We start from the raw sequence: 22482 nt of genomic DNA, 5'->3' as shown, positions 1-22482 counted from the left end.
TTAGTTTGTCGGAGTTAAGTAATGAATTTTAAAATATTTGCCGTATTAAGTCCAACATGCTGCAAGGACATAACTGATCTCGTAATTCAACCGAAGAAAAAACAAACAGAAGTTAAATGTTGGATTTTTATCTCTTTAAAGATTATTGTTGATGTATGTTTAGATTATAGTGAAGTCTTTTTATTTCATTATCCAATTGTAAATAATCATACGCTTTTTTCATACCTTGTAATCAATCAGTAGGCTTGATATCTTTGAAAATTGGATTATAGAAGTGATATAACGAATTATCAAAACCCATGGTAAAATTTAAACTATTACTTTTCCTTGTCATAATCCTTGCTGCAAATGCTGCATATCCTTGTGTTTGTGCAACTGGTACCATCAAAAGTAACTTCACGCGCTCCCAATTCGTAGCGACAGCTAAAATCCTCAAATTGACACCTGATCCAATCAATAAAAACTTCCATGATGCGGAGATTGAAGTGATCAATTTATATAAAGGTGAACGCTTAACAAAAATCAAAATATTAAGCCTTATGAATACTTCCTGTAGATTTTTGTCAACAGAAAATTCTATATGGAATATTTTTGCTACGTCAAGAAAAGGTGTGCTCAGCTTTGGCTCTTGTTCTGGCAGTTGGGAATTTGACAATGAAATTGATACCATTCAAAACTCAAAAGGAGCTAAAAATTATGCCAAATCCATGGCTTTAGATCAGGAATCGATTGAAGTGGTAAAGTTCTTATCCAGTTACCAAATATCTAACTATAATCCTTCCTTTCTTAATGTTTATAATGATGAACTAAATTCAATTAAGGGATATAAAAGCACAACGACTATTGCGATATTCAATGTTACAATTAATCCTGATTTATCAATTGCTAAGGTTGAGTCGATAAAGAAATTTAAAAATACGGCCTTAAACAAGGTCGTAATTAAATCTATGAAAAAGAACTTGAAGGTCAAAACGCCTGAAGGAAAACCCGATAATAAACTTAAAAGGCTTCTGGTATTTTGCTATTATTACCTGTCTCAAAGTACCAAAGAAGGTTCTTTAGGCCTCATGAATTTGTAAGCATTGGAATTTCCCTCTACAAGCCAAAAAAGTCCTGTTAAGTATCCATTTTATTGCTTCATTATGGCCTGTTATTTCGAAGTGATCTTTTAGTGGTTTTCCCTGCGCCGTTATTCCAACAAGAATCAAAGCTTTTGTCTCGCCAAAAGTTAGGGAATTACCCTCCAGATTATTAGAATTGTAGTTCCAATGCAGCCGAAACTTTTGCATGATTAAATCTTCCTGATCTTTATCTGTAGGTCGTAACCCCTCAAGAACGGTCAACAAACATAAAGCACTTTCTAATGGATCTATCAATTTTGAGCTTTTAGCAGAAACACAAATATATAATCATGCTATGCTATCAATTTTCCCCTCGAAAATTTATCTAATATTTTGAGGTATCAAAATGGTTATATCTTAACAAGTCAATTTAAAATGTTCCTGTATATGGATTGCCATTTGGATACAATTCCATTCTTATAGCTCTATGAAATCCCCAGCCATTTGCAGAACTAATACTTGCCTGAAAAACTAAATCCTTGGTTTTATAATCAACCTCCACTATTTTGCCGCCGAAACCAGTTCCATTTGGAACCCCATAACCAGGAGAAAAAAGTATATGGTCCTTTCCAGGCAAGTATTTTACTGAAGAAATAATTCTGGAGAAGGTTGTTTCTCCACGCTCTTTACCGTAAGTCCAAACCTGCTGCACCGTCATGTTATTTTGATTGATTTTGTATTCTACTGCCCTGCTGTAATGTGTAGGTGCCGAGGAATTAAAATTTCTTATGTCGCCATTATCAAATAACAGCAAATTACCAGTCGGCATAAGTTGAGGCGAATGTTGATACCAGTTCCATTCGAAATCAGTATGGTTCTTTGTGCCTTCCAATACGTCGCCATCGGTTATAAGGTTTCCGGCGGCGTCAATTGGTTTTAGTAAAAACTGATTGAGATCTTCACCCTTTCGGTTTACTCCCCAAGACCTATGTGGTCCTAGAATCCATTTCACACGATTATCTGCAGTAAGTTTAACTACACCCTGAGTTCTGCCAGAAATGATGATGGTATTGTCGCTAGGATCGAAAACTATCCCGTTAACATGAATCCAATCATTAGAATCATTGGTAAGCACGGTACGGTATTCATTTAGTGATTCCCTCAAATCCCATACATTGACAATACTGCCTCCTGAACGACTAATTTCGATAATGAAATCCTCTTTTGTTGAACCGCCGTTTGTATGCGTACTTCCAGGTTTGCTCACTGAAACCAAGAAATTTCCGTTCGGTTTTTCGAATATATCGTGATGAAAAACGTAACCTCCAAGTAGCCAAGTATGAACAATTTTCCCTAAAATATCAACTTCATAAATTTTGCCCGAAGACTGATCTACAAAACAATAGTTTCCATTAGCTAGCCTGGATATACCACAATCGTAAAATAAATTTTTCAGATCAGGGTTGTTTCTAAAATCAAGATACCACCTAATTTCGCCATAACTATCTAAAATATATGGTATTTGTGGAGCAGCAGGAAAAGAGCTGAAACTACTTACGAGGTTCATTCCGGATTCCATTTTTGCCAAACTTGCTAATTCTATGTGAATATAATTGGGCATTTTTTCTGGCAGTGCACCTGTTGTTATATTTATTGAACTTTTTGCTTTATTTTGCTTTGAATCAGTAACTATAATCTCTACAGTATTTTTATAATTCGGATATAAACCTACAATTGGGATGGCATGCGTAGTGGTGTTGTCTTTAAAGCTTTGCATAACATCTGAACCATCTCCATTTTTACCCTTAATTATAATATCAGTATGGCCGGTAATCTCAGTGGTAAATTCTACCAATGCAGCAAGCGGCGCATTACCAGATGGATTGAGTTTAATTGCTTCTACGGGTATTACAAAGTCGACAGTTGTAGGTTCTGGTTCTTTAGGTGTTTCAATCGTTTTGTCTTTACGACAGCTAAGTATCATGAATAGTAGACAAAAAGCAAGCTGGTATTTTTTCATTAATTACAGGCTAATATTTGGTTGTTGTAATATAGCTAAATTAAAATTTAATTGATACTATGTTGATTGCTGATTTTTTGGGTATTGATTCAAAAACCGCCAGTTCAGCTGTTGTATAACTCAAATAGGATTACCGATTACAATCCTCTTACACATCTCTTATATGGGTGGCATAGAAATAGGAGTTAGATATCTATGTGCCAGCCATATAAAATGATGGTAAAAGCGCACCTATAGGTAGAATTGATGAATGTTAACCGGCTCCATCCAAACTCTCCTATTCATCCGCATAAATGTACCTGTTTGCTTCACTAAAGGGTATTGTAAACCGAACTAAACCACGTATTTTTTCCTATGAAGGTAATGCTTCCGGTTAAGGTCGTTATACTTGGCTCAGGCGCAGCCCAGTTCGACCAGATCACCTTTTTCAGCTTATTCGCGAAAAAAATGCTATGCCCATTGATCCAAAATAGAAAATACGACATATGGTCTAATCTAATAGCTCATCTGTATTCTCTATTTTCTGTTTTTAAAATATGGGGCATCGGCAAGGTAACGTTCAATAGATTCTGAATCTTTATCATTCACCTCAATTTGAGAGAACTGTTTTAAATGACCAAGTTTTAGTAAAGAACCGCACCCGGCTTCTTGAAACAACCTGCTCAAGTTTTCGTTTTCATAGATCCGATAAGCATTGAAAGCAGGCAAATTATCAATTTCAAGGTATTTTTTATCTGTTTTTTCTACAGCAAGTAGTTTTTTTAGCTTGTCCCCTTCCGGAGTTTGATCATTGGTAAGAAATAAGAAAGTATGGATCACCAATTGATTTTGATGTAGTTTAACTAAAAAATAACCTGCCTTTTCATTTGATATTCGGAATTCTACCAAGCTTTTTCCATCTCTAAAAACGTGTATAATATTGTCTTCTGCAAAAGTAAGAAACAGAATTTCATGCATTACCCCAGGAGTAATATTAATTCGTTCTTTAAGTCTCATCAAAGCATGTTTTTGCACAAAAATATCTAATGGGATGTCTAGGCTTCCAACTTTAAAACCAAGTTGAGAAGGCTTTATTTTTAACATGTGCCATTTCATGGAAGGTGTAACCCAACCAAGTTGGATTGCACTATGCTTTTCTCCATTAATTATCAGATAAACAGTTTCCGGTTTAAAAGGGCGAATAAATAAGTCGTTTTTCGGTTCGTAGTTTTCAAAAACAGCTGCCTGTGTAGTATCAACTTTAATGATCTCATTAGTAAGGTCACTTAAATACCGGGTAGATTCAAGGAGGATATCATCTAATCTATTTTGAACTTCCTTACAATATTCCGTGCCTGGGAGGTATTTCTTAAAATATGGAACCACTGTATTGCCCGCAGGGTTATCTGGCTCAATACTATTTATGGAATTGATAAGAGTCATTCCTTCTGCTGGATACCAGCTTAATGGGTATTTATTGCCGTTTTCCAATTCAATAAATTCATCTTGCATGAAGTAATTCATGAGGCTATTAAATTGAACCACTTTCTCTTTCGCAATGGGGTAATCAGGCGAAGCCTTTCCCTTTAGTACAGGATAACGAAGCTGGAATAGTTCTCCTGCCACAAATGCTGGAGGAAACAAATTTGACAGCGTTTTACCTCCATAAAGTTCCAGCAATTTAATAAAACGCTCAACAAAGCGTTGTTTAAGTGCTTTTTGTTGCTTTTCAATTTCGAGAGCAGCTTTAGCTGCGGCTTCTTTCTTCTTTTTCGAGGCCATACAAGTTAAATCGGTTCTGCAAATTTATGTATAACTGGGCAAAATGATGGTAGTTTTTAATTGAGATTAGAACGTTATTAAAGTTTAAGGTATTGCCTGATAAATATTGATTGTGGATTAATTCTGTAGAACCCCTAAAAAATCAGATAACATAATAAATTAATAACCCGTACTTAACATACGGTAATACGCTTTTTAAGCGCATGTTATCATTTGGTTAAGTTTACATAACACGTGTTTTATTTAGCTTTTTATCTACTCTTTTGCAGCAGAATTTACATAAATATGCAAAGGAGTTTATATTTTATTTACATTTTTCTAATACTAAGTATCGCCTCAAGGGGACAGTCTCAAAGCTATACGATCAAGGGAATGGTTACCCCAAATGGTGTGCAGAGTAAGGGCGTTCTTACAGGTGCAACAGTAAATGTTAAGCAATTATCAAAAGGAGCTAGCGCTGCACTTGATGGTATTTATGTAATCAAAAATATTCCAGCCGGAACTTATACACTTAGGTGCAGTTTTGTAGGCTATAAATACCGGGATACCACCATTACTGTAAATGGTAATAAGGTTGTTGATTTTCACCTGGACGAACAGAATTCAGATCTCAATGCTGTTCAGATCGCCGGTAGGCGAAATGCTGAATCAGAGGCATCCTCTAAAAAATCGGAACAGCTTTCTGCAAATATTATGAATATCATATCTGCAAAGGCGATCCAGCTTTCACCGGATATTACTGTTGCAAATGTATTACAGCGCGTTTCGGGCGTTTCTGTGGAACGAAGTGGCGGTGGCGAAGGACGTTATGCAATTATACGTGGTATGGACCAGCGCTATAACTATACATTAATCAATGGTATAAAGATTCCTAGTCCTGATAACAAATCGAGGTATGTTCCGCTTGATATCTTTCCTGCTGAGCTAGTAGAGCGTATTGAGGTGAGTAAAACGCTAACCCCTGATAAAGAAGGTGATGCTATTGGGGGTTCTGTTAATATGGTAATGAAAAATGCACCAGACAGGCCTTATATCAATGGTAGCCTATCTACTGGTTACAACCAGAATTTGCTGGAACGTGGTCACGATGCTTTTTCCGTTAATGCGATCAACAAGAAATCACCGTACGAGTTAAATGGGCCTTCTTATTTGGCAACGCCTACAGATTTCACGCGTGATAACCTTAAATATACGCACAAAAATTTCAGGCCAAATGCTATGGCATCCTTGTCTGCCGGAGACCGATTCTTTGATAACCGTTTGGGTGTAATGCTGAGTGCTTCGTATCAAAATACCTATAGGACTTACCAAAATGTATTTAGTCCGGCAGAATTTCAGGATGGCGGATTGCTTTATTTGAAACATGCGTATGTGCGCGATTATTCTACACAGGTTACCCGTACAGGATTAAATGCGAAAGCAGATTATCGAATTAATGAGCACAATAAAATAAGCCTGTATAATTTCTATGCGATACTAGATGAGGCTCAAACAAGAATGACAACCGATACTGTTCTACCTGCACGGAGAACTGGGCCGGGTACTGGTCAAATTATTTACTCCGGTAGATCGAGGTTTCAAAGACAAACCATTTACAACAGCACACTGCAAGGTGAGCATGCTTTGTTACCAGAGCATTTAAATTTTAGCTGGTCTGGCGTTTACTCAAAGGCAACAAGCAAAATTCCGGATTGGGCTGAATATACTTATGACGGCGGATTCTATGCTGATGCTGCTACTCCGAATGCCGCGCCTTACACCCGTCCGAATATTACACAGGAATTTAACCGTGCTTGGTGGGCAAACCATGACCGTGATCTTTCTGGTTATGGGGACCTCGCTTTTAACGATAAGGTTAAATCAGTGCCCTATACCTTTACGGTTGGTGGGATGTATCGAGACAAGCACAGGGATAATTTTTATCAGAACTATACCTTAAGACCGGAACCAAATAGTGACGGCACACCACAGCTATGGTCTGGAATTGACAATTTCAAATGGTCAGTTTATAACCCGGCAGGGTCTCCAGGAGAGGCTAATAATTATCGCTCAAACGAAAAAATAACCGCTGGTTATGCGATGTTGAAGTTCCAGCTTAAAAAATTGGAGACTATCGTAGGGATGAGAATTGAAAACACCAATCAGGATTTTAATACTGATGTGCCTGTTACTCTTGGTGCCAAAACAGGCAAGATATCTTACTCTGACAAATTACCAAGTGTTCATTTTAAATACCTGCTAAACGACAAGACAAATCTAAGGCTTTCTTATTACGGGGCAGTTAGTCGTCCTGGTTTTTTTGAAATTGTTCCCTATAGTTTTCAGGGAGAAAACTGGACGGAAAAAGGAAACCCAAATCTATTACATACCACCTCAGATAATTTAGATCTGCGGTATGAACTTTTTCCTAAGGTAAATGAGCAGTTATTGATAGGAGCATTTTATAAACGGCTATATAACCCAATTGAATATGGTTTTCAGTTTACAGGTGTACAAAGCCAGACGGTTTATCAACCCAATAATTTTGGAGATGCCACAAATTATGGTTTTGAAATGGTTTTTGAAAAATACATTAGAATGCTTGGTTTGCGTGTAAATTACACCTACACCAATTCTTCTATTACTACCAGCAAATTTAGTTCAACGCTTACCAATGGGGGCAGTGCTGAAACGGTTTATATTGACGAGAAAAGACCTTTGCAGGGGCAATCTGCCCATATTGCCAATGCTGCAATATTGTATAAAAACACAGGAATTGGTTTAGATATGCAGCTTACCTGGCAATATACAGGCAAGCGGATTGTATTGGTTGCACCGTATTACGGGTTTGACTATTGGCAGAAAGCTACAAATACTTTCGATTTCTCTGCAGAGAAAAAATTTGCTACTCATTTCTCGGCTTTTGCCAAAGTTCAGAATATCTTGAATGCTCGATACGAAGTCTACGTCAATAAACCGGCAATTAATGCTGCGCTTGCTCCTTATCAGAATGCAGCTTTAGGAAAAACATTGACGGAAAGAAGCCTTTATGGACAAAACTACCAACTTGGACTTCGTTACATACTTTAAATAAATTAAATACCAATCTAATAAAATCATGAAAAAAAGTACCTTTTTAACATGCCTGATTATGGGGGCCACTGCAGCATTCTATTCTTGTAAAAAAAGCGGCACTGAAACTGTAGAAATCTCAAAGCCTTTGTTCGTTGTTGGATCGTCTATTGCGGATACCATCTTACCTAAAAAAGATGTAAGCGGTAATTCCATTCCACTAAAAGGAACCATGCTGGCAGGTAAAACCTATCACATCATGTCTGACGTAACGATTAATGAGGGCGATACACTATATCTTCAGCCAGGTGCAAAGGTGGTGGTACATGGTGATGGAAAATCTCCGGAAACTAGTCCTGCATTTTACGTAAACGGCTCATTGGTTAGTAATGGATCTAAAGCGGCACCGAACTGGTTCACTGTTTTTGAAACTCCAGCAACACCAAAGACCAATTCTTCTTACAAAGACGATGCTGCCAATGACCCTGCTTTTAAGGGATACTGGGGTGGTTTCCAATGTGGGCCATCTGCAAAATTACTACTGCTTCGCTGGACGCATGTTGAATATACTGGCGGTCCCTGGGGTGCAAACGCGCCTGATTACGGTGCCAAGTCTGGAGATCCGAGATTTGCGCTCTATATGAACAGCGTTGCGAATGCTTTGGGTAGCTTGATTATTGAGGATTCCTGGTTTATGGGTAGTAAGGATGATGGTATCAGACCTCAAAACGTTTACATGAGTCTTATGCGTAATACATTCACGAAAATTGGTGCTGCTGGAGGTGAAGCTACCAATATTAAGGACGGTGTATACGGAGATATGGCCTATAACCTGACTTATGGTATTGCTACCAACGGATTAAAAACTTCGGGTGCGGCAGGAAAAGTATGTTTGGTGAATATTTATAACAATACAGTTATTAATTGCGGTTTCAGACAGACAAAAACTACTAGAAACGGATCAATTAATACCGAAACAAATGCCGGTGGATTCATTTATAATAACATTGTTGCCAATAGTAAATCGGGATTACGTATTTCTTATCAATCGGAAAAGGGTAAGCCTAGTGATACTTTGAACACGTCATACGGTAATAACCTTACCTATATTGGAAGAGGAAATCCAATGGGCGGTGCCGAACAATATATGATATTCATCGAGCCAAATCAGTTTACTATTAAAAAATCGACTGACCTCAATGGTTATGTAAATGGTCCAATTGCCGCAAATGGAACTAATATTGGCGTGAATACAGCTAGTGATTCACTGAAATATGATCCGCTTTTTGCCAACTACGATCTTGCAGCAAACAGTGTTGGTAGAAATTATCGTAACTCAGTTATCCCAACAGGTGCTGACTTCCATTTAAGGATTGGTTCGCCTGCAATAGGTGCAGGTGTTTATATTGGTGGCAGTGGCAAAAATGCCCTACCTTCCAAAGCCGCTGCTCCACTATTGGTTCAATATGGTTTTCCTCAACGTAAACTCTCTACAGATGCAGTATTTGGTGCATCCATCACTCCTCCAAATAAAGATTTAGGTGCTTTTCCAACTGATGGAACGGGTAATCAACACAAATATTAATAGATAAAAATAGTTCAAAAGCCCACCCTCGCGTGGGCTTTTGTTTTTGTTAAATTTTATAACCTGCTATATGAAATTCCGGAATTTTCTGACAGTAACTTTGGTGTTGATTTTAGCTGTTTCAGCTTGTAAGAAAAATGTAACTGATACAAATAAGCCAGCTATTACCGATACTACAAAAATCATTGTAGTAAAACCCGATACTGTTCCGAAAGCAACGTATAACCTATCTTTATTAATAAGCAATAAAAGCTTTGATCCAGTACCCTCAGTTATTGATTTGGTTAACCAGGAATTACATGAAATTTCAGGTATTGCACCAAGTTTGACTTATGGTGGAAAATTTTATATTCATGAAGACAGCGGAAACAGCAATGAGGTCTATATAATTGATCTAAATGGAGCAAATTTAGGTAAGCTCATTTTGGATGGAAGCACAAATATTGACTGGGAAGACATTACAACCGGACCTGGCCCTGTGGCAGGTAAGAATTATGTTTATGTTGCAGATATTGGAGACAATAAAGCATCCCGTAGTGCTGTTGTAATCTACCGTTTTATTGAACCAGAAATAAGTGTATTTACTGCCATTTCGGCACTTCATATTCCTGTTGATAAAATTATACTCAATTATCCGGCAGGATCAGTGAATGCAGAAAGCTTTTTAGTGGATCCTTTAACTAAAGATATTTACCTTGCCACTAAGCAATCTGGAACAAGTACAATTTACAAAGCAACATATCCTCAAGTAATCAATACGGCAATAACCTTGAAACCGGTAGCAAAGCTTCCATTCGATCTTCTGACCTCGGGAAGTATTTCGGCTGATGGAAGTGAAGTCTTACTTAGAAATACAGGGCAGATATGGTATTGGAAACGGGAAAGCAATGAATCGATAGCACATTTACTTCTACGTTCACCACAAGACGCACCTTACTTCCGAAATGAAAGGCAAGGGGAGGCTATAGGTTTTTCTGGCGATGGAAAGGGGTATGTGACTATTTCTGAGATAAAAGGCTATGCCGACGCTAAAAATGCAATCAGCTTTTACAAAAGAAATTGATAGCATAATTAAATAGATAAGTAATGAAAATAGAATATCATATAGCACTTGGTTTAATTTTTATTAATACCGTTTACTTATTTCCATGGGAATAGCAATCTGTTGTGTGTCTAAAACAATCTCATTAAAGGTTTCGGTTAATTAATCATAGTATTTCCTAAATCCAGAATTTACACAGGATTAAACTGTATGTTGCAGTATGAAACTACTGATTGTGGAGGACGAAAAGGACCTATCTCAGAGTATTGTAAAATATCTGGGATCTGAAAAATTCATTTGTGAGGTGGCGTACAACTTCCAAACCGCAATGGAAAAAATACATGTTAATGATTATTCCTGCATTATTCTTGATATTAGTTTGCCTGATGGGAGTGGACTGGATATTTTAAAAGAACTTAAGCTTCTTTCAAAAGATGCGGGTGTTTTGATAATTAGTGCACGTGACGCTTTGGATGACAAAATACGAGGTCTTAATCTTGGAGGTGATGATTATCTTTCAAAGCCTTTTCATTTGGCAGAACTAGCTGCGCGGGTTTTAGCGATTATCAGGCGAAAGTCCTTTGGTGGATTCAATCAAATTTCAATAGGCGAACTTGTTTTGAATTTGAATGAAAAGACCTTAAAGAATGATGTTGGCCAAATTCCACTTACCAGAAAAGAATATGAATTGTTGCTTTATTTATTCAGTAATAAAAATAAGATGATAACAAAGGAAGCTATAGTTGAACACCTTTGGGGTGATCATACTGACATGGCAGATAACTTTGATTTCATCTATTCTCATGTCAAGAATCTCCGCAAAAAACTCATTGGTGCCGGATGCCCGGATTATATAAAAGCCGTTTATGGGATGGGTTATAAGTTTGTAATTAGTTGAGCAAAATATGAAGCTATTCACAAAATATAATAGGATCAATCTGTACGTTATGGCATTGGTTTTTTGTATTTCTGGATTGATCTATTATTTAATTATCAGTGGAGTACTTATCCACGAACTTGATGAGGCCTTGTTGAGATATAGAGACAGAACGGAGGCATTTATAAAAACCAATCAAGTTATTCCAGAGTTTAAAGATTTTGAAGAAATTCAGGTAACCTCTAAAAAAGTATCGCATGCTAGTGATGAGTCCATCAGGACTGTCAGGTTGTACGACACGGAAGAGCAGGTTACAGAAGACTTCAGGCAGTTGTCTTTTACTGTTAAGTTAAATGCTCAATTTTATTTGTTGATTGTCTCAAAACCCATAGAAGGAACAAAGCTGCTAATTAATGTTATTGCAATAACTACCATCGTTTTACTACTTGCGGTAATCTTGAGTTCATTTTTAGTAAATCAATCCATATTGAAAAAATTATGGAGACCTTTTTATCAAACATTAAATGAACTTAATGGATTTAAATTGGATAGTCATTCCCTGCCTAAGCTTCCCGAAACGGAGATAGACGAATTTTCATTTATGAATAAATCTGTATATGATTTAATTGAATCTGCAAATGATGATTATCGGTCTCTCAAGGAATTTACAGAAAATGCATCTCATGAAATACAGACGCCTCTAGCGATTATTAGAGCAAAACTGGATTTAATAGTTCAGGAGGAAAATCTTTCTGATGGAAATAGTGCTGCTTTGAGAATTATCTATTCCTCTGTGCAACGATTAACAAAACTCAACCGGTCTTTGTTATTGCTCGCTAAAATTGATAACGGGCAGTTCAATGCTACTGAACGTATTAATATGGAAGAGCGTTTGCTAGAGAAAATTGAGCAGTTTCATGAACTTTGGATAGCTAAAGAATTGGTAAACTCAATAGATATTTCACCTAGTATATTAGAGGGCAATAGTGAATTAATAGATATATTATTGAATAATTTACTCAGTAATGCAAGCTCTCATAATGTGCCTGGAGGTTCTCTCTCTATTAGTTTGCACAACAATAAGTTGGTAGTCAATAATTCTGGACCAGAGGTGGCACTTGATCGAACAAGGTTATTTTCAAGATTTTATAAACAAAATCTGCAAAGTCAACATAATGGTCTGGGGTTATCTATTATAAAGCAGATATGTGATCGCTCAGGAATTAAAATTCAATACATGCATTTGGGTGTTATTCATAGTTTTATATTAACGTGGTAATAGAATGATTATTTAAATGATCAGAATTAATACAGATTTAAGGTGTATTTTCAATTTATAAAGCGAATTTTATGAAGAGCTATAAATTAACTGGAGGAATATTTTTTGTATTGTTGTTGCTAAAGTCGTTTTACTCTTCAGCGCAAAATAATGGATACGCTGATCATTTTAAAGCAGATATCTCAGGTGACGTGGCCGATAGGATTGTTGGCAGATGGATGAGTAAAGAGAAAAATCTTATGGTAGATGTTTATAAGGCTGATAACATTTATAAAGCAAAAATTATATGGTTTAGTGATAGTGATGATCCAAGTCATCCTATGGCTACTAGAACAGATTCCAAAAATACAGATATTGATTTGCAGTCAAGAAAAATTCTTGGTATGCAGGTTTTGAGATCTCTGAATTACGCTTCATCATCTAATACTTGGGAAAACGGGATCATTTATGATGCAGATAGTGGTAGAGAGTGGAGTGCTTATGCGTATTTTACTCCAGAAGGTACGTTAAAAGTTAAAGGTTATTGGAAATTTAAATTTATTTGTAAAAGTCTGGAATTTAATGGTGTAAAGACATCAAAGAAATGACAGCTAACAATTGAATTTTACAGAATTAGAAGTTAAATATTATCAATTTTTTACGACCAATATGACCAACAAAAGAATACTGTTTCGATTCATTCTTCTTCTTACACTTAGTTTTTTATTGCTTACTGTATTGGTTTTGCTATTTCCCAAATCATCTATAGATTTGAAATTTTCTCATGAAGTACAGGAACATCAATTCTTGTTGCTTGATCAGTTCATGGAAATGATCAGTTGGCTTGGTAATTTGCCGCAAAATTTAATAGTTGTTGGCATGACTGCCTTAGCTTTTTGGTTTTTAAAATTTAAAAGAGAAGGAGTTTTTATACTCCTTACTTTGATTTCCGGATTGATAAGTACGATATTGAAGTTTCTTGTAGACCGACCAAGACCTACACAGAATCTAGTAAGAATATTGGAAAAGGCTAAACAACAAAGTTTCCCTAGTGGTCACGTTCTTTTCTATGTTGTTTTCTTTGGTTTTTTAATATTTCTAATGTTTCATCTTGATAGCTTAAACATTAAATTAAGATGGATTGTTGCTTGTTTTTCTGGAGCATTAATAATTCTCATTCCGTTTTCTCGCATCTATCTTGGTGCACATTGGTTTACAGATGTTTTGGCTGGTTTTATGGTAGGCGTAATCATTTTATACCTACTTTGTTCAGTTTATCTCAGTAATTATAAATCATCCAAATTAAATTAATGAATTTCAAAATTGGCTATAGACTAGTTCCAATTGTAAAACGCAAGCCATAAGGTGCAGTTCCGGGATGATCGAGGTAATTAAATCTCCTAATGGCATCTATTCTAATCAATTTGAATATATTTCCGATGCCAATACCTACTTCAGTATAGGGTGCGTTTCCTAATGCATAGGTAAGTTGCCTGCCTTGGGAATTCACAGGGAATCTAAATAAATTTGCTTGCCTGGCCGGATTATTTTCCTCCCTTATTCCTCCATAGAGTAACTTGAAGGAGAGATATTCTCTTAATTTAAGGTGCTTTAAAAGTGGGAACTTATTTAAAAGAAATCCTTCGAAAGCATGAGTACCATTTATACCGATGTAATGGTCGGTAACGAATTCTAGGAAATTCATGTTATTATAAGCATTGGGATCGTACAGGTAAGTTTGGTTGGATGGTAGAATTGATAAATATGGAAAGGATACCTTACCCCTAACAATTCCACCAAGTAATGTGATATCAGAATAGCCAAGCTGAGAAAGGTAAAAGCGTTTGTAGATATTGCTACTAACGTTTAAATAATTGCTTGTTCCTCCTAAAACTCCTTTTATACCATAACTAGACTGAACAGTAAAAATGGGATGCTTACTTGGAATAGTGTGTCTTCTTTCTGCGCCATTAAATATTTTTTCGTTAGGTGCATAACGGAGTGTAAGTTCAATTTCGGTTGTCTGTAAATGGTCTATTTTGGTGTCATTTGCTGTCTTAAATAGCAATTGATCTGCTGGCTGCAGATCCCAAATTTTTAATCCCGCACTATAGGAAAAATGGTTTTCCAAATCCCGGTTATAACTGATTATGCCAATTCTATTATATTGCCATAAGTCATTTCGTCCACGGGTTAACGAGCCTAGAACGCTTTGAAATTTGTCTACTAAAAAGTTTTGACCAGGGATATCAGAATCATATTGGTAACTGATTTTTAAGTAATTTACTGGGTATCCCCATGGAGAAATTTTGTTGAACGAATACATTCCTGATAAATAATACTTCCATTTCTCATCCTTTATTCCATAGGCAGCATAGCCCTGCATATAAACACTTTGGCTTAAAGTCGATGTCGTTCTACCTCCAATACTAAAACGTGATCCTTCCAAGGTATTAAATGAATAAAAGCTGCCACTAGGGCCTAAAATAACACCACCTAAGTCTGCATATCCAATTGCTAGAAACTTAGCGGTCCACAATGCTCTTTTAAAAGAGGGCATGGATTGCAAACTATCTATATGACGGTATATTTTTGTTTGTGCAATGCTAATGGTATCAGTACGATACTTTTTAATTGCGGCATTTTTACTGTCTACTGGATCTAGATTAATTTGATTTTCCATTCCTTCATAGAACTTAGCAGGCATTGGGCTTTGGAGCCTATAATTGGTATAAAAAATGGTTCGCTCTCCAAATATTTTAGTCCCTTTATCTTTTTCGAGTCCGAAATCAGATTGGATATTATTTTTTGTGAGATAAAATCTACCATCAACATTCTGCTGAAACTCCTGTCTGATATCCATTCGTCTTACGAAATTGATGTTGATATGCTTGTTTATTTCGAGATGATCTGATTTAACTGCATACCTGCCATCCATGGTGATGTAGAGTTTTCCTTCAAATAAAAAATCTCCAAGATTCCTTGGTGTAAAGCTAATTTCTACCAATTTTTCATTATTGCGATTAATTGTATCCGTAATGAAAAACTTATAGAATTCCTGGGCATGATCAGCTATGGGGCTTAAAAACTCATGTGTTAAAATAAATAGGTTATTCTGATAAATATCAGGATTTCCGTAAAGGCGATTTAGATAAATATCCAAGGCCTTTATATCAATGAATGAGCTGTAATCGACTTCCTGGTGTGCTTTTAGGATATTTATAATTTTTTCTGGATTTTTTCGAGCATATATTTGAGCGTATTTTTCTGACATATATACAGGAAGAGCAGTTTTTACACTGTCACCTATAACCATATCTGTATCTAGCAAAAATTTGTATTTGCTAAACATTTTTGACTTTAAAAGTTTGGGCGAAAGGTCAAAGGCCGAAAAGTTTATTCTTTCATATTGATTATATTGGAGGTAATCAGTGTTAAGCATCCGGTTACTTTCTTTTTGGTCAATAACCTGCTGAATAAGAGCAACTGCTGGATTATCTTTGTTTTTGTAACGAGGCCTCTTTCCTGCTTTTATGGAAATCTCTTCCAGTTGTGTATCATTAGATGATAGTAAAACGTTAACATTTTGAGTTTTTCCGGGAAGAATTACAGCCTGCGATGGTTTATATCCTACACATGAAAACCCAATTGAAGTGAAATTTCCTTTTGCATTAAGCGCATATTTCCCGTCAATATTTGTTTGCGTTCGTTTTCCTGTGACAAATTCTACTGTTACATTAGGAATGGGTAATTTCGTTACCGCATCCATAACTTGTCCAGTTACAATAGTGGTTGATGCAATATTATTTTGCCTAGATTTTGCAACTATAGGGAATGCAATTAAAAGCAAAAAAAATGTTCTTAGCATAGGTTTCATCACTGGAATATTTTGCCTAAAAATAGAACTGTATTCTGTGATAATTCTGTATTTATATAATGATCATAATAATCTATCTTTTTATCTATAAAGCTCAATTGACAGCCGCAATTGAGCTTTGTGCTTTAATTCATTTACTTGCTGAATTCGAGTATTCTGAAATTTTTAGCGATGGAATTCCGATCTCCCACAGATAAAAATACATGATGACTGGTTTCATCCAGAGTTATTGTACGGGCACCAGGTGCAGTTTTTATGTTCTCAACAACTGTAAATTTATTTTTCGATATTTCTTTTACCACGGTTAGGGTGCCTTCTCCGTTTGAGCTATAAGCTAGTTTTGATCCGGCATCATAAGCTACACCGTCGCAACCATCGCCAATAGGTAATTTGCTAATTGTTTTTCCTGAAACAGCATCTAGTATTAACATCAGCTTATTAGCACAGCCTACAAAAAGATGGAAATTCAATCGGTCGATGGCAAGTCCGGAAGGTTCTTCACCGGCTTCTAATTTGAATCTTTTCAGTACTTTAAATGTATTTGCATCAAAACAAACTACTTCATTTTTATCTTCGATATTGACATAAATTTTTCCTTTTCTATCTGAAACTCCAGTTTCAGGTTTGCCGCCCAGAGGAATATTTGCAATAACCTTATCTGTTGCAGGATTTATTACCGTTGCACTATTGCTCCGACCATTAAACACAAATACCTTTTTACTGTATTCATCATAAAATATCGCATCAGGATTTTCACCAGTTTTGACCCTACTGATTTCTTTTAAAGTCACAGTATTAAATACGGTGCAATCGCCAGTTTTGCCATTACTTGTATATCCTTTCTTTAGATTTGGTACAAGTGCTATTCCATGTACACCTATAGTATTTGATATCACACCAATAGAATCTCCTGTAATCATATTCAATACATTGACCTGTGTGCCATTAGAAACATATAGGCTTTTGTTTTTATGATTCGCCAATAGGTAGTCCCACTTTCCCGTTCCATTAATTTTAAACGTATTGATTAAATGGGTGCTATTGGTGCCTTGTCCGTTTACTGTTATCACGAACAAAAGGCAAAGTGATAATAAGAATGCTGCTTTTTTCATTTTCTTTTTTCTTTCAAAAGGACTATAATACTCTGGAGGAATTCTGGAGACTCGAAGCGAATTTTGTGATAAATTTGTTACGAACTTGAAATTCATAAATACCAGTTTATGAGTTATGATGGTTATAAACTATTGTCAAACTGTAAATCTTTTTTCTTCTTATCTACACCAAAATTATAACTCAAACCCACATAAAAAATTCTTGAATTACTTTTAGTTAGCACGTGTTGAGTTAAAAAAGGTCCCTGTAGATTTGCTTCCTGACGCTGGGATTTAAAGACATCAGAGGCAGTAAAGTAGGCTGATGCCTTCTTGCCAAAGAGGTCTTGCCTGATTCCCATGTTCATGACAAAACTTGGTAAATACTTTCCTTGAGGAGTGAGTCTTGCAGATTTGTAGTTAGAATTAATTTGGGCAGTAGTGCCGGCTGCTATCGCGTAGGTTGAGTTTAATGAGGCTGACCATGCAATAGTAGATTTTTTTGTGCCGTAACCAAGATTAGAAGCATCAATTTGATTATAGAATACATTTGGGGTTAAGCTCATTGTTGTCTTTTTTCCAAGGTTACCTGAAAAGACCACATCTGCTCCAATAGCCTGATCGTTAGCCAGGTTTTGCTGTCTTGTTACAAGAACAGAATCATTAAGTGGCGATGTTATAGAAGTAAATCTATTATAGGTATATCTATAATAAAGACCTGGAAGAATACTAATTCCTCTTTTTCTGTATAGAAGACCCGTTTCAACAGAATGGATGATTTCAGGTAACAGAAATGGATTTCCTACCCGAACATTTGTTGGATCAGCATATTCTGCGAAAGGATTTAAATCGTCACCTTCTGGGCGGCGAACCCTGCGACTATAATTTAACTGTATTTCTTTGTCATCGCTTAGCTTATAGCTAATATGCATTGTCGGGTATATTTTAAAATAATGGTTTGGAACCACCATGTTCGTCGTAATTAGCTTAGAAGTGATATCACTGTATTCCCCTCTTAATCCAAGCATAAGACTAAGTTTTTTTAATTCTTTTGCCAACGTAGTGTAAACCGCGTGTACATTTTCGTTGTAAATAAAACGATTGGTCTTATTAACGTCTTTCACAAATTGCTGTGTGATATAGCTAAACCCCTCTCCATAGAAATCTAAATCTTGTCGGTTATACTGACCATCATAGCCAACTTCCAGTTTCAATGATTCTGAAATTGCATTTTCATATCCCACGTTTAAGTTCTTATCATCAGAAATTTGCTTTATCAGCGTATTGTCCAATTGATCGTTTATTGCAGGTAGGTGGTAAGTATTTATGTAATGATTATCTTCGATTTCCGGCGAGTGAGAGATGGTAAATTCAGCCCTGATTTTATGATTATCTCTGCCAAATAAGTGCTCGTAAAATATGTTTCCATTCAGGTTCTTTTCCCGTTCAGGGTCGAATCTTTTCCGTAAATAATCCTGAATAAGATTTCCACCGCTACTAACACTTTTTGAAGTTAGGTCATTTTTGGTCATTTTCCTCAGGGAATAATTTGCAGAGATACCAAAGCTATTATTGCTATCGGCCGAAAATTCAAAACCTACAGTAGTAGTATAGGCAAAGGGCCTTGATGCAGAAGATAAGTTATCATGGTATTGATTTGTCTGTCCGCTAAAACTGTCAGTTTGAATTCTATCGTTGATTGTTGCCCTTAGTCTATCGTCCTGTCTAATCGCAAAACTGCCAAATACATTTAGTTTGCCTGGATGATAGTTAAGAGATGCATTGGCATTATAACGGTTACGATTGCCAATGTTAGCATTTAAAGTTCCGTTTAGACCTTGTTTGATGTCTTTTTTCAACACGATATTTATGATTCCGCCAGTTCCGTCCGGTTTGTACTTTGCCGAAGGATTTGTGATCACTTCAATTCTTTCAATACTACCCGCGGGCATTTGCTGTAGTGCGGCTGATGCGTTCTTTCCCATTATAGGTGAAATTTTCCCATTAATGAGGATGGTAACTGCTGAATTTCTTAAACTAACATTTCCGTCAATATCTACCTGTACAAGCGGTACGTTTTGGAGTACCTCACTGGCAGAACCAGACTTTACTATCAAATCCATACCTACATTATATACTTTCCGGTCCATAGAGTTGGAAAATAGACTTTTTTTTGTGCTAATCTGTACTTCGGATAATTGCAGCTGGTTAGCATCTTTCATTTGGATGTCTATTACTGCATTTAATTGGTTTTTATCTAGCGTAAACACCGCAGTGTTTTTTTTCTCAAAACCTACATAACTGGCTTTAAGAAAATATTGCCCCGCAATTACTCCCGAGAAATTGTATCGTCCTTTAGTTGTACTTACTTCCCGGGCTACTGTCGAGCTATCGCTGTACTTAACTAATGTGATATTTACATTTGATAAAGATTTGCCTCTTCTTTCTGTAACTTTCCCACTAACCGAAAGTTTATTTTGTGTATAACCACAATTAGTAAAAAAAAAAGAGAATGCTATAACTAGTGAGGTATAAAGTATCTTTGTATTCACAATGGAATTTTGTACATATTTAGTCGTAAATTCTGTTTTTTTTCTGGATTTAGTCCTCCAGTTTTTCTACAATATTATGTTATAGATTTGTTTAAAAATTATTTAGCCATGAAAAATGCAATCCCATTGAGCGTCGTTTTATACGGTTTTAGCGGTACTGTTGCAGCACAGAAATTAATTAATTATGAATCAGAGATTAACGGGAAGGACATTGTTTAAGATCAAACTGGTAAACTTATAAAATAATCGCCCTATGAATTTGAAGATATTATTATTTATGTTTTGTCTGCCTGCATTTTGCTTCGGGCAGCGCATTGATTCTGTTAAAGCTGAAAAGATTGAGAAGAATTCTGGTAAATATTTTAAACCGAGTGGAATAATTGTACCCTCAGTTTTCATTGGGTATGGATTGTTATCCCTTGTAAATGGGCCCATTAGGAATTTGGATTTAAGTACCCAGGCTGAGCTTCAAGAAGATCATCCGTTGTTTGCTGCTCATATAGATAACTATTTACAATTTGCGCCAGCAGCTGCGTTTTACGGTTTAAATTTGGCAGGAATAAAGGGTAAACATACTGTGATTGATGCTTCCGGTAGGTATCTATTGGCCGAGGTAATTATGACTGGAACTGTTTCGGGTCTTAAAAAAATAACCAATAGAATGCGTCCGGATGGTTCTGCCAATAACTCATTTCCATCAGGTCATACCGCTAATGCTTTTGCAGCCGCGGAGTTTTTGAGTCAGGAATACAAAGAATCCTATCCCTGGATTGGTTACGCTGGATACACTGTAGCAACAGCTACAGGAGTGCTGAGACTTTATAATAATAGACACTGGCTCAGTGATGTGGTAGCAGGAGCTGGATTTGGTATTTTGTCTACCAAAGTAGCCTACTTGATATACCCTGGCTTAAAGCGTTTCGTATTTGGTAAACAAAACTCGAATTACAACCTGTTGCCTGCATATCAATCCCACAGCATAGGGTTTTCATTCAATGGAAAGTTTTAGGAAATACATGCTGCTCCTATTGGTAGGAGTCATTTTCTTCGAAGAGACTTCGTTAGCCCAACAACCTGAAGTAAAGGAGATTGATCTTGAATATTTTGTTTCCAGGGCAGAGCGGTCATCCCCACTGATAAAGGATTTTAGTAATCAATTGCTGATAAATAAGATCGACAGTTTGAGAATCAGGGCTGGTTACCGGCCGCAGGTTAGCGCAAGTTCAACGGGTTTATATGCACCCAGAATTAATGGTTATGGTTTTGATGAGGTGATGACGAATGGACAATCTCTTGATGCTTTATTAAATGTAGATTACAATTTGTTGGGCAAAAATCTGAGGGAAAATCAGTTTAAAGCACTGCGACTGCAACGAGATTCGTTAAATTATGCAGTCGGAATTTCAAAGTTGGATATCATTAAAAGTATTACTGAACAATACATTCAGGCTTATGATAGTCAGGAACAAGTTGCCTTTAACTTGGAAGTTCTCCAGCTTTTGAAGAAGGAAGAAAGTATATTAAAAGAATTGACAAGAAGAAATGTTTACAAGCAGTCAGAATACCTCATATTTCTAGTTACCTATAAACAGCAACAATTGCAACATAAGCAAGCTGAACTGCAGTTAAAATCTGACTTAGCAACATTGAATTACCTTTCTGGTATTAATGATAGCACAACTTTTGTACTGGCAGAGCCAAAGTTGAATGAAGAGATTACGAATACCTCAAAAGGTAGTTTTTTTACAAAACGTTTTGAAATAGATAGTTTGAAGGCGGCTAACGATAGAAAAGCAATAGATCTGAATTATAAGCCAAAGATTAATCTGTACGCCAATGGCGGTTATAATTCATCCCTGGTATTGCAACCATATAAAAATTTTGGAGCGAGTGTAGGTTTCAGATTCTTAGTGCCTATTTATGATGGGAATCAAAAGAAAATGCAGCAAGATCGGATTAGCCTACAATCTAACACAAGCGCTGCTTACAAGGGATTTTTTATCAATCAAAAAGCACAACAGATTATGATGCTAAGGCAACAGATTGAAGCTACACATTCACTTACAATTCAGATAATGGATCAAATCAAGTTAAGCAAGGGTTTAATTGATGTAAACATTCAATTGTTACATACTGGGGATGTCAAAATAACCGATTTTGTAGTTGCAATAAATAATTATATGGCTGCGCAAAATGCAATGAGACAGTCAAATATTAACCATTTAAAACTAGTTAATCAATTAAATTATTGGAGCCGTTAATGTTGTGTTTGTTCAAAAAAGATGATGATGTTTTATAAAAGTAATT

General features: G+C 36.2%; 16 protein-coding genes. 10 read left to right on the top strand and 6 right to left on the bottom strand.

Annotated features, from left to right (window positions below):
- Positions 1-299 precede the first annotated feature (299 nt).
- A complete protein-coding gene (locus ACVWYN_RS05895; protein WP_457287903.1) occupies positions 300-1079 on the top strand; it encodes a hypothetical protein in 780 nt (259 codons plus the stop codon).
- On the opposite strand, the gene ACVWYN_RS05890 is transcribed toward ACVWYN_RS05895, so the two are convergent.
- The 3 genes from ACVWYN_RS05890 to ACVWYN_RS05880 form a co-directional block, all read right to left on the bottom strand.
- Complete coding sequence (locus ACVWYN_RS05890) at positions 1059-1376, bottom strand: hypothetical protein (protein ID WP_457287902.1); 318 nt, start codon at positions 1374-1376, stop codon at positions 1059-1061. The genes ACVWYN_RS05895 and ACVWYN_RS05890 overlap by 21 nt on opposite strands.
- A 115-nt stretch (positions 1377-1491) precedes the next feature.
- Positions 1492-3081 (bottom strand): aryl-sulfate sulfotransferase, encoded by a 1590-nt coding sequence (locus ACVWYN_RS05885; protein ID WP_457287901.1) that lies wholly within the window; start codon positions 3079-3081, stop codon positions 1492-1494.
- Between the two features lie 516 nt (positions 3082-3597).
- Complete coding sequence (locus ACVWYN_RS05880; protein ID WP_457287900.1) at positions 3598-4842, bottom strand: hypothetical protein; 1245 nt, start codon at positions 4840-4842, stop codon at positions 3598-3600.
- Positions 4843-5127: 285 nt separating this feature from the next.
- Here ACVWYN_RS05880 and ACVWYN_RS05875 point away from each other — a divergent pair, with 285 nt between their 5' ends.
- The 7 genes from ACVWYN_RS05875 (at position 5128) to ACVWYN_RS05845 (ending at position 13966) form a co-directional block, all read left to right on the top strand.
- Positions 5128-7911 carry a TonB-dependent receptor domain-containing protein gene (locus tag ACVWYN_RS05875; RefSeq protein WP_457287899.1) on the top strand — a complete coding sequence of 928 codons (2784 nt, stop codon included), beginning with the start codon at positions 5128-5130 and terminating at the stop codon, positions 7909-7911.
- 28 nt (positions 7912-7939) lie between these two features.
- A complete protein-coding gene (locus ACVWYN_RS05870; protein WP_457287898.1) occupies positions 7940-9478 on the top strand; it encodes a hypothetical protein in 1539 nt (512 codons plus the stop codon).
- A 70-nt stretch (positions 9479-9548) separates the two neighbouring features.
- Positions 9549-10541, top strand: coding sequence for a hypothetical protein (locus ACVWYN_RS05865; RefSeq protein WP_457287897.1), 993 nt, complete (start codon positions 9549-9551; stop codon positions 10539-10541).
- Positions 10542-10740: 199 nt separating this feature from the next.
- On the top strand, positions 10741-11418 hold the full coding sequence (locus tag ACVWYN_RS05860; RefSeq protein WP_457287896.1) for a response regulator transcription factor: 678 nt from the start codon (positions 10741-10743) through the stop codon (positions 11416-11418).
- 7 nt (positions 11419-11425) lie between these two features.
- Positions 11426-12676: a sensor histidine kinase gene (locus ACVWYN_RS05855; RefSeq protein WP_457287895.1), complete on the top strand. Its 1251-nt coding sequence runs from the start codon at positions 11426-11428 to the stop codon at positions 12674-12676.
- Between the two features lie 71 nt (positions 12677-12747).
- On the top strand, positions 12748-13263 hold the full coding sequence (locus ACVWYN_RS05850; RefSeq protein WP_457287894.1) for a DUF2147 domain-containing protein: 516 nt from the start codon (positions 12748-12750) through the stop codon (positions 13261-13263).
- A 61-nt stretch (positions 13264-13324) separates the two neighbouring features.
- Entirely contained in the window at positions 13325-13966 is a 642-nt protein-coding gene (locus tag ACVWYN_RS05845; protein WP_457287893.1) for a phosphatase PAP2 family protein, read from the top strand.
- A 16-nt stretch (positions 13967-13982) separates the two neighbouring features.
- On the opposite strand, the gene ACVWYN_RS05840 is transcribed toward ACVWYN_RS05845, so the two are convergent.
- The 3 genes from ACVWYN_RS05840 to ACVWYN_RS05830 form a co-directional block, all read right to left on the bottom strand.
- A complete protein-coding gene (locus ACVWYN_RS05840; RefSeq protein ID WP_457287892.1) occupies positions 13983-16523 on the bottom strand; it encodes a DUF5686 family protein in 2541 nt (846 codons plus the stop codon).
- 143 nt (positions 16524-16666) lie between these two features.
- The gene (locus ACVWYN_RS05835; protein ID WP_457287891.1) at positions 16667-17740 is read right to left on the bottom strand and encodes a YncE family protein; all 1074 of its coding nucleotides are present in this window, start codon (positions 17738-17740) and stop codon (positions 16667-16669) included.
- 26 nt (positions 17741-17766) lie between these two features.
- The gene (locus ACVWYN_RS05830) at positions 17767-20175 is read right to left on the bottom strand and encodes a TonB-dependent receptor domain-containing protein (RefSeq protein WP_457287890.1); all 2409 of its coding nucleotides are present in this window, start codon (positions 20173-20175) and stop codon (positions 17767-17769) included.
- A gap of 253 nt (positions 20176-20428) precedes the next feature.
- On the opposite strand from ACVWYN_RS05830, the gene ACVWYN_RS05825 reads away from it, so the two are divergent.
- Positions 20429-21184, top strand: a complete 756-nt coding sequence (locus tag ACVWYN_RS05825; protein ID WP_457287889.1) for a phosphatase PAP2 family protein — start codon at positions 20429-20431, stop codon at positions 21182-21184.
- On the top strand, positions 21171-22436 hold the full coding sequence (locus tag ACVWYN_RS05820) for a TolC family protein (RefSeq protein WP_457287888.1): 1266 nt from the start codon (positions 21171-21173) through the stop codon (positions 22434-22436). The genes ACVWYN_RS05825 and ACVWYN_RS05820 overlap by 14 nt, the downstream gene beginning before the upstream one ends.
- Positions 22437-22482: the final 46 nt, after the last annotated feature.

The organism is Pedobacter sp. UYP24 (assembly GCF_054057295.1).
This window is presented reverse-complemented; position numbering and strand designations above follow the sequence as displayed.

Coding starts and splice junctions, on each gene's coding strand:
- ACVWYN_RS05895 (WP_457287903.1), top strand. CDS start 300: ATGGTAAAATTTAAACTATTACTTTTCCTTGTCATAATCCTTGCTGCA.
- ACVWYN_RS05885 (WP_457287901.1), bottom strand. CDS start 3,081: ATGAAAAAATACCAGCTTGCTTTTTGTCTACTATTCATGATACTTAGC.
- ACVWYN_RS05880 (WP_457287900.1), bottom strand. CDS start 4,842: ATGGCCTCGAAAAAGAAGAAAGAAGCCGCAGCTAAAGCTGCTCTCGAA.
- ACVWYN_RS05875 (WP_457287899.1), top strand. CDS start 5,128: ATGCAAAGGAGTTTATATTTTATTTACATTTTTCTAATACTAAGTATC.
- ACVWYN_RS05870 (WP_457287898.1), top strand. CDS start 7,940: ATGAAAAAAAGTACCTTTTTAACATGCCTGATTATGGGGGCCACTGCA.
- ACVWYN_RS05865 (WP_457287897.1), top strand. CDS start 9,549: ATGAAATTCCGGAATTTTCTGACAGTAACTTTGGTGTTGATTTTAGCT.
- ACVWYN_RS05860 (WP_457287896.1), top strand. CDS start 10,741: ATGAAACTACTGATTGTGGAGGACGAAAAGGACCTATCTCAGAGTATT.
- ACVWYN_RS05855 (WP_457287895.1), top strand. CDS start 11,426: ATGAAGCTATTCACAAAATATAATAGGATCAATCTGTACGTTATGGCA.
- ACVWYN_RS05850 (WP_457287894.1), top strand. CDS start 12,748: ATGAAGAGCTATAAATTAACTGGAGGAATATTTTTTGTATTGTTGTTG.
- ACVWYN_RS05845 (WP_457287893.1), top strand. CDS start 13,325: ATGACCAACAAAAGAATACTGTTTCGATTCATTCTTCTTCTTACACTT.
- ACVWYN_RS05840 (WP_457287892.1), bottom strand. CDS start 16,523: ATGCTAAGAACATTTTTTTTGCTTTTAATTGCATTCCCTATAGTTGCA.
- ACVWYN_RS05835 (WP_457287891.1), bottom strand. CDS start 17,740: ATGAATTTCAAGTTCGTAACAAATTTATCACAAAATTCGCTTCGAGTC.
- ACVWYN_RS05825 (WP_457287889.1), top strand. CDS start 20,429: ATGAATTTGAAGATATTATTATTTATGTTTTGTCTGCCTGCATTTTGC.
- ACVWYN_RS05820 (WP_457287888.1), top strand. CDS start 21,171: ATGGAAAGTTTTAGGAAATACATGCTGCTCCTATTGGTAGGAGTCATT.